6 protein-coding genes are annotated in these 7,231 nt (G+C 61.9%); 4 read left to right on the top strand and 2 right to left on the bottom strand.

The window, feature by feature from the left end:
• Positions 1 to 351: 351 nt before the first annotated feature.
• Positions 352 to 726: a hypothetical protein gene (locus LFM09_RS49795; protein WP_414103681.1), complete on the top strand. Its 375-nt coding sequence runs from the start codon at positions 352 to 354 to the stop codon at positions 724 to 726.
• 327 nt (positions 727 to 1,053) lie between these two features.
• Here the strand turns inward: LFM09_RS49795 and LFM09_RS49790 are convergent, their stop codons facing one another.
• Positions 1,054 to 1,536 (bottom strand): hypothetical protein, encoded by a 483-nt coding sequence (locus tag LFM09_RS49790; protein ID WP_414103680.1) that lies wholly within the window; start codon positions 1,534 to 1,536, stop codon positions 1,054 to 1,056.
• 919 nt (positions 1,537 to 2,455) lie between these two features.
• On the opposite strand from LFM09_RS49790, the gene LFM09_RS49785 reads away from it, so the two are divergent.
• The 3 genes from LFM09_RS49785 (at position 2,456) to LFM09_RS49775 (ending at position 4,104) form a co-directional block, all read left to right on the top strand.
• On the top strand, positions 2,456 to 3,346 hold the full coding sequence (locus LFM09_RS49785; RefSeq protein WP_414103679.1) for a transposase domain-containing protein: 891 nt from the start codon (positions 2,456 to 2,458) through the stop codon (positions 3,344 to 3,346).
• Positions 3,343 to 3,810 carry a hypothetical protein gene (locus tag LFM09_RS49780; protein ID WP_414103678.1) on the top strand — a complete coding sequence of 156 codons (468 nt, stop codon included), beginning with the start codon at positions 3,343 to 3,345 and terminating at the stop codon, positions 3,808 to 3,810. The genes LFM09_RS49785 and LFM09_RS49780 overlap by 4 nt, the downstream gene beginning before the upstream one ends.
• A gap of 123 nt (positions 3,811 to 3,933) precedes the next feature.
• A complete protein-coding gene (locus tag LFM09_RS49775; RefSeq protein ID WP_414103677.1) occupies positions 3,934 to 4,104 on the top strand; it encodes a hypothetical protein in 171 nt (56 codons plus the stop codon).
• A gap of 1,141 nt (positions 4,105 to 5,245) precedes the next feature.
• Here LFM09_RS49775 and LFM09_RS49770 read toward each other — a convergent pair.
• Complete coding sequence (locus tag LFM09_RS49770; RefSeq protein ID WP_414103676.1) at positions 5,246 to 5,599, bottom strand: hypothetical protein; 354 nt, start codon at positions 5,597 to 5,599, stop codon at positions 5,246 to 5,248.
• Positions 5,600 to 7,231: the final 1,632 nt, after the last annotated feature.

Raw genomic sequence — 7,231 nt, 5'->3', positions numbered from 1 at the left:
CTAACGGCGAGTGTTCCCGCCGCCGGTGTTGCCTCCGCCGGTACCCGTCGGCGGTGCTAGGGATTTCACAGAGTCAGATCCACTCCTCCAGCGCCACACGGCACTCCCCGAGCAGCCAACCTCGCGTACCGCTACAGTCCAGAGACTGTTCGATTGTCAGTGGCCAGTTCGATCTCCCCGCTGGCGGCCAGTTGACGGGGAGGTATCTGGCCACGCCGCGGTTACCGCGCATGATTCGATTCCTCGTGGAGGACGCACCGACGCAACCACGTGATCCGTGGCAGGCGCCCCGGCGCGCAGGACGCCTTGGCGGCCGAGCACCGCAAGCGGCTTGGCGGCCTGGGATGCCGAGTGACATCAAGCAGCCGGGGCATCGTCGATACGGGCGCCGCGGCGGATCTAGGCGCAACGCTGGTCCTTGAGGGGTATGCGCGGGCCGCAGCCCTCGACGAACTGCGGGCCGCGTGTTTCGGCAGTGATGACGACCTTGATGTTCGCGCTCTCGCTGCGGGGCTGGGTGTGTGCAAGTACTACCAACTCATGATCATCGAGCGCACAACTGCTACCAACTGGGCCGTTCACGGCTGGGCTTTGGCGGCCGCGTCGACTGCCGTGCGGTCAGACATCCACCCTCGCCTGGTCACCGGCCGTGAAGATGGCCGCGAGCGTGAGCACAGACGGCCGCCACAACTGCCCGTCCACGGGGGAATTCCAGCTGGCCGCTGACATTCGATCCCAGCCCCCTGATCGGAGAACTGCCAAAACCTGTTCTTGTGTCCATAGACAGCATCAGGCCGGGTTCGCTGTGCGACCACCTGCTGCCGATCGAAGCCAACGTGACAAACCCGAAGCAGAACAGCGAACCGACCGACGATCGCAACTCGTAGGCCATCCGGCCGACTATCTGGCAAATGGACGCGGTCAAGCAAATGCAGTTGCCGGCCAGACCGGCTCTAATCTCGTTGCCGCCAAGATCAGAACGGAAATCTCAGCGTGGAAGATCTTTCCCGCACGGTTTTCCACGATGGCAGATCAGTGGGCAGTCTCATCGATTCAAAGCCAAACCCTATGAGTCGTCTCGCCCCAACACTGGAAATCATAGAGCCTTGGCCTATCAAAAATCGCATGGAAGACGGCCCAGGCTTCCTTGACGTTACCGGGGCGCGAGATCCGGTACGAGATGTTGTACCATTGCTTATTCTTGATGTCATCCCCGCTGTACCAGGTCTGCCCCAGCTTAACAACCTGCCCACTAGTGTTCCTGCCGTAGACGGACATATCCACATTACTACGGTCGCCAAGCTTGATATCGTACAGTCTAGGATTAAGGGCAAACGAAAAGCCCTGCACGCCCGCACTGTCGGTGTTGAGAGTAAACTCGATGCGACTATAGCTAGAACCGTCACCCCCATCACAATAGCCGCGGGATTCTAGAGCGGAAGCGGACCCGGCTCCAATTACGGCGAGCGCTGCAACCAGGGCAGCAACGGACGTGACACGAGCCACTTTGAAAATTGCCAACAATCTGTTACGCATGCGGCGAATGATAGTAGGCACGCGAGGCAAGTCAAAGGTCATGGAACGAAAGGGTCACAACCATTACCCTTTGTTGCATAATCGAGCCTTCCGCGTGAGCCCCTGGAGCGTGGACGCTCTTGCGCGTGCATCGCCGTTCGCGCCCGGCGCACAGGGACCGCAGACAGGCAGAATGGTACTCTCAGATGCCCGCAGGGCCGGGGCGTGTAACACGCATCAAGCGGGGAATCCTTGTGAAGTTGATCTGCGAGAGAATAGCTTCATGCGTGATTTCATTTCTGACGCATCGTTGGCCGCTGCGGCACAACGTTACCGACATCAACTCGGAAGGCCTCAGTGTCCTTGTAACACGGCGTGTCACAGCAGTACCAATCCAACGACAGGGACGGGCAACCCGATTGTCATGTTTCCGGTAGGCGGGTTCGCCGCGTCTGCTTATCTTCGACGGCGGTTGGCTGACGACCTCAGAGATACGGCAATCGTCGTAGTTCCACTTGGTCAGCAAGCTGCCGTGCTTGAGAGCGCAGCGCATTTCGCCTAGCGACCCGACACCTCCACACGGCGGACGCGACGCACTACGGAATCGCAGCAAGTCTCCGGGGACGAACAAACTTCTTCGAGCGTTCGGATGACGGCTCTCCCGTCCTCTACGGCCATAGGCACTGCTGGACGTAGAGGTTTCCTACCGCCGGGTACGTGCTATTCCGATGCCCACAGCCTGGACCTAGTGCCACGTGGCTTAAGTTGATCTTGGTGTTGGGTGGATGGTCCGGCGTGGTGTCCTGATCGTCACGCCGGACGCTGGCACGGTTGCTGCTCGTGGATGCGAGTGTGGCGTTGCCGGATCAGGTGTCGCTGANCGATGCCCACAGCCTGGACCTAGTGCCACGTGGCTTAAGTTGATCTTGGTGTTGGGTGGATGGTCCGGCGTGGTGTCCTGATCGTCACGCCGGACGCTGGCACGGTTGCTGCTCGTGGATGCGAGTGTGGCGTTGCCGGATCAGGTGTCGCTGAGTGTGCTGGTGACGGCGGTGCCGCGGGACGCGGTGGACGAGGCGATCGCGGTGCGGGGCGGGGGGCAGGCAGGTCGGACGGGAAGCTGCCGCCGCATGTGGTGGCCTATCTGACGATGGCGTTGTGCCTGTTCGGTGACGACGACTACACCGAGGTCGCGGCCAAGGTGACCGGGTCGCTTGATCGGTGGGGCTGCTGGGACGCCTCGTGGACGCCGCCGACCTCGAGCGCGATCACCCAGGCCCGCAAACGGCTGGGCCCGGCGGTGTTCCGCGAGATCTTCGAGCGGGTCTGTGGCCCGGCGGGCGCGGAGTCCGGACCGATGGCGGGCATGCTCGCGGCCGGCCGGGCACGCGGGGCGTGGCTGCGGGACTGGCGGCTGGTGGCCATCGACGGGTTCGAGGCAGACCTGCCCGACAGCGAGGCCAACGTCGCCGAGTTCGGCTACGCCGGCACCGGTGAGGGCCGCTCGGCGTTCCCGAAAGCGCGGGTGGTGACGCTGACCGAGTGCGGCACGCACGCCTTCCTCGCCGCCGAGATCGGCACCTACGACAAGGGGGAGAAAGCGCTGGCGGGCAGGCTCTATCCCCGGCTGCACGCCGACGAGCTGCTGACCGCGGACCGCAACTTCTACTCCTGGCCCACCTGGGAGAGCACCGCGGGCACGGGCGCGGCGTCACTGTGGCGGGCACCGACCCAGCTGGAGCTGCCGGTGGTGCGGTTCCTGGCCGACGGCACCTACCTGACCATGCTGAACAACCCGAAACCCACAAACGCGAACGGCGGGACCGCGTGACCGCGGCCGCCCGCGCCGGACACACCATCCACCCCTTCGACGGCCAGTGGGCCCAGGCAATCGAGTACGACGTGCCCGACCGGGACGGCAACGGCACCGGAGAAGTGATCACCCTGCTCACCACCATCCTCGACCCCGCCCACGCCCGAGCCGACGAACTCGCCGACGCCTACCACCAGCGATGGGAACACGAAACCGGCAGCGACCAGGCCAAAACCCACCTCTGCGGCCCTGGACGCGTCCTACGCTCCCGGCTACCCGAGCTCGCATACCAGGAGAGCTGGGCCTGGCTGACCACCCACCACGCCATCACCAGCCTGATCACCCAAGCCGCCACCGCCGCCGACCTCGACCGCTTCCGGTTCTACTTACTCCAACCCCAACACGCCAAGATCAACTTAAGCCAGGTGGCATTGAACCCGGACCACCCCAACGCGCTCGTCCTGCGACCAGCTGCCGCCTGAGGCCCAACCACACACCCCGGGGACACGAAATCGTGCTCGTTGGGGAACACGAGTGCACGATTTCTGGTAGTCCGCCAACAACCGCGCGATCGTTGAGCAAGCCCAAACACAGGAGATCAGCCGGTGCCAGATCCGACAGAGGAACTACTGAGCGTGCTCGTCAACGGCGCCCGTCAACGGGGCGACGAAGGGAGCGCGGAGCGGCTGCTGGACCTGCTCTACATGGTCGTTATGTCCAACGAACTGATCAGCGCGATCCGCAGAGCCGACAAGGAAGCGATCAGCTTCCACTAGGAACTGCTCGCGAGCCAGGTCGACAAGTTTGGACCGATGGACTTCCAGATCGCGGACTAGTGCCAATGCCGTGTAGTTGGGGCATGGCCTGGCGGTTAACGGGCAACGGAGTTCCTGGCACAACAGCATCGGCCATGATCACTATCCGCAGACAACTTAGCTGTACGTCCCAGCCTGTCATTAACCGTGAAACCGTTGTGGCTCAGAGCCGGTTCACACTAGGCACGCGCGCGAGCTGTTCCAACCGGCGCGCTTTGACATGGTCGATGAAGCACTCACCGCTTCGTAAGATGCAGTCCCGTGTCCGGGGTCTGCCTTCGCGCGTATTGGGTACTCGCTGGCCTCATATCTGTTTACCCTAAACTTGGCTATCCCGTGTACGGCAAAGGCACAATCCCTCCCCGACCGGCGCCGTCTCGGCTGCTCAATCCGCACAACCGCGGTTCCCTCCCTGCATCCTGATCAGTGGCTTCGTCCGACCGGCGCCGAAATCCTTGACGCCCATGACAAGGAGCCAACCGTGCGAGGATTCGTGGAGCTCCAGCCGAAACCGGCACAGTGCTGACCCGCCAGCCCAGAAACTGGGCATCGAAAGCACGGCCACAAGTAGCACGGCACCGGCTTATTCGGAGGCGGTGATACGACGAGCGTAACCGCAACCACGGCGTCAAGTTCCAGCCCCATGAGGACAACCGCGCGAAACGCCCTACGGGTCTCGATCAGCTCGGCCACATCGGTCATGTCGCGTCACACCTGTCACCTGTACTCTGTCGCCGCGGCGACGAGCCTTGCCGACTGGATCACCCAGGATGGGGGCCGACCTGGACAACCCTGAAGTTCCGGCGGAACAGACTCCCCGTGTCGTGGTTGCCTCCCGCCTGAGGATGTCCACTGCCCTTTGAAACATCCCGCTACGCGGCGAGTCACATAGCCGTTAACAGGAAGCCGACGGATACCAACGGGCCGTGTAGTCGACAGCACCCCCAATTTCTCCGATTCGCCCCAGACACGGATCTGGCCTGGACGAACACCCATGAACAATGCCCAGAGGGATGTCCCGCGGCCGCCTGAAACCCCTTAAGCGACCGCCGTCGCATCTGACGGCACTGGCCACTGCAGCAGCACTTCATGCTCATCATGATCAGTTGTAGATCCTGATGTAGCCGCCATTTCCCACGAAGATGGCCGCACCGCGCGTGGGGTTGTACCCGAAGGAGAGAATGTGCTGAGGCGGGCTCACGTAGCTAACGGCAGCTTCTTCCCAGGCATTCGGACCTGTGACGAATACCGACTTGCACGGCCCGTTCCACCGCCGCGGAGCGATAGCCCCGCTGGAAAAGCCGTCCCGCTCCGGGAACCGAACTTCGACGAAACGGCTCGAGTCGTTGCAGATTTCCAGCCGGCCGTGAACAGTCGCGGACGACATCCCGGAGGCGAACGCCGCGCAGAGCGCGACCGCGCCGATGACTGCGCCAGCGTTGAGCATCTTGTTCAAGGCCAACCTCCAGTAGGAAGACGAAGTTGTTGCTCAGCTTGGACCCACGCAGGTTCCGAATCGCAGTTCGGACGAACTGCGCTGCTCAAGGGCACGAAATCGTGCACTTTTGCAGACCATCCGTCACTCCAATGTAGACAGTCGACGCCTCTCACATGGGCTGGACCAAGTTGGACGGTCTCACCACCTAAGGCATGCCGATTCGGCACAACTCCTCATTTCGCTTGGTCGGGATCCCATCGACGCACAGGTTCACCACCGCGCAGATCGATGCTGGCGCATGGCGAGCAGATCTGCAGGAAAAAGGACTACACTTTCCGTCCAGATGATACCCTACGCGACCGAATTGAAATCGCCACTCACCTACAGTCACGGCTCAATCGATGATTCCCGCCGTGCCGGCGGTGACCGACCAAGCTCGTTTCACGGAGGTTCTCGTGCGGACCGACCGACGAGTCTGTGCGGTGACAGCGGGCGCCACGACCGGCCGTGGGTGTCAGTGCCCTTGGCCAGGCGTGGATGAGAAGTAGGTCTCTCACCGAAGAAGTGCTCGATGGGCGATGTGGGTGGGCACCCGGATACCGTTGAGGCGCGGGATCTCGCGGCTGCGACTGGGGCGATCAAGCGGATCACGGAACAGCTCGCCGTCCATCCCGAGCCGCTGCGGACCTGAGTCAAGGGCGCAGAAATCGACGCCAAGGGCCGACCAACATCACGAGCGGTGAGGCAGAGCGGGCGGACATGTGGATTGGGAGACGGTGAGTTGCCGCGGGTGAACCTACTTACCTATTTGTTGTCAACACGGTCCCCGTACTGACGGAGGCAAGGGTATGTGGGCCTTGAAGCCCAGAGCGGGATTCTGGGTCGTATTTGAAGCGACAAGCCCGTGAACGTCATGAGTGACGCCTGAATGTTACCTCCGCCCGCCAAGATCGTGGCAATCTTGCCGTATGTGTCCGCCCGACCCAAAGTTCACAACGCCGAAGCTAACCCGCGCTCTGCATGTGATGAGCACCATGTGATCAGTCTGCCGATAGGTTAAGTGGCACTTAAGTACAAGTCTCGTGTGACTAAGTCGAGCTGATTCGACAAGATCGTCCCGTCGCGCCAGTGGACGAGTTGTGATGTAAGCAAGGCGCCCACAAATGACTGTACAAACGTCAACCACGATCGAGTTCGCGCTGATCAGCGGCTCGTGTCGCCGTGAGGTGGATCAGCACAACCCAGTGGTCAACTCGCTAAATAACCCATGATACAACAGCGTCGACACCTCCGATCGGCTGTTCCCGACCGAACTAGCACATCTCGTTGGCTAGACCGGGAAGTTGCGGCTAGCCTCTTCGTGGCATCTGGTCAACTCAGGATCTCACCAGATCCTCCCTAACTGCCGAAGTTCCGCAGGACGAGCAAGTGGCGTCACAGCAACTTTGGCGGGAAGCATGCCACCCTGCCCAGTAGAGCTGTCGCGAGCACTGCAACTTGAAGTTCGGGATGTGTGAAACGTGTCTGCGCATCCGGAAGGCGGATCGATGGGTGCGCAGCGCCATCTGATATGCAGCCGGATCAGCGGTCGTCATGGTGGACGTGCGTAACCATGAAGCGAAGGCAGTGGTGAGATGAGTGAGGCGGGAG

Source organism: Lentzea alba, assembly GCF_047445655.1.
In the GTDB taxonomy this organism is placed as follows: domain Bacteria; phylum Actinomycetota; class Actinomycetes; order Mycobacteriales; family Pseudonocardiaceae; genus Lentzea; species Lentzea alba_A.
This window is presented reverse-complemented; position numbering and strand designations above follow the sequence as displayed.

Bases quoted from the DNA above. Each gene is read 5' to 3' on its own strand.
- LFM09_RS49790 (WP_414103680.1), bottom strand. From the start codon at position 1,536: ATGCGTAACAGATTGTTGGCAATTTTCAAAGTGGCTCGTGTCACGTCC.
- LFM09_RS49785 (WP_414103679.1), top strand. From the start codon at position 2,456: ATGGTCCGGCGTGGTGTCCTGATCGTCACGCCGGACGCTGGCACGGTT.